Raw genomic sequence first — 1177 nt, 5'->3', positions numbered from 1 at the left:
TCAGCCCAATCTAAAGAGTTGCCGCGGCGCCTTTGTGAGAACCTCGACTCCGGATTCGGTGACGCGAATGCTTTCGCTAATCACGTAGCCGAAATCTTCCTCGACCCAGGAACCAAGATGCAGGTGGAAGGTCATGTTCGGCTTGAGGACCGTTGTATCGCCGAGCTTAAGGCTGGTCGTCTTTTCCATCCAGTTGATACCGATGGAGTATCCGGCGCGCGACCGCTTCTTGAACCCGTGCTTCTCGGTCGTGCTGTGAATGATTTTGGCGACTTCGCCGCTAACGGCTCCCGCACGGATTGCATTCAGCCCCGCCTCGAGGCCGGCAAGCTGCGCTTCGTGGATGCGCAACAGGCGGTCGCACGGTTTGCCGAGGGAATAGGTCCGGCAGATCGGGGCGTAGTAGTCATGCCGTACGCCGGCGATCTCGAGATTGACCTGGGAACCCTCCCGCAGGGTGTCCTCGCTCCAGGTGGTGTGCGGGTTGCCAATGCGTGACGTTGCACAGAGGTAGGGCGTTGCGATCCATGTTCCGGGTTTGCCGTTCGCGCCGCGGGCGAGCGTTCCCACAATTTCGGCGATGGCATCGGCCTCCCGCATGCCGGGGCGCATGACTTCCGCCGCGGTGAGCACACCAGCGTCGGAAATCGCGGCTGCCTCACGCATGACAGCGATCTCAAGATCGGACTTGAGCGTGCGAATGCGGGTCACCACGTTCGAGAAGTCGTCAATGCGCGCTTGCGGCAAACAGCCTTTGAACTTTTCAGCGGAGTCGACCGTCAAGTTGCACAGCTCAAGCCCAATGCCACTCTGCCCCAGTCCCTGCTCCAACAAAAAGTCAATGACCGCGTCGTAACCGTTCTTGTCAGGATCGCCCATCAACTCTTCCGAGTAGCCCACGATGCTATCGCGTTCCATGAAGGTCTCTTGCACGGCCGCGGCAACGTCCATCCAGCGTAGGATAAAGACCGGCTCTTCCCGCGAGGCAAGGATCACTACGCCGCGCGTGTCATAAGAGTGAGCGACGGATCCCGTCAGGTATGTAATATGTGCGTTGTCAGTGATGAACGCCGCGGCGATGTCACGCTCAGCCATCCTCGCTTTCACCGCAGTGAGCCTGCGCAGATATTCCCAGCGCGGGAAAACCTGCGGACCTTTAACTACTGGCATAAAAAAA

The 1177-nt window shown here is 59.0% G+C and carries 1 protein-coding gene; it reads right to left on the bottom strand.

Annotation, left to right across the window (positions count from 1 at the left end; all coding sequences use genetic code 11):
* Positions 1-1177, bottom strand: a 1177-nt coding sequence (locus NKI08_RS34445; protein WP_352775957.1) for a M24 family metallopeptidase, incomplete at its 5' end; no start/stop codon positions are given.

This window comes from Mesorhizobium sp. M0768, assembly GCF_040320195.1.
GTDB lineage: Bacteria > Pseudomonadota > Alphaproteobacteria > Rhizobiales > Rhizobiaceae > Mesorhizobium.
Note: the sequence above shows the minus strand (reverse complement) of the source record. Positions and strands in the feature narration are given on the sequence as shown.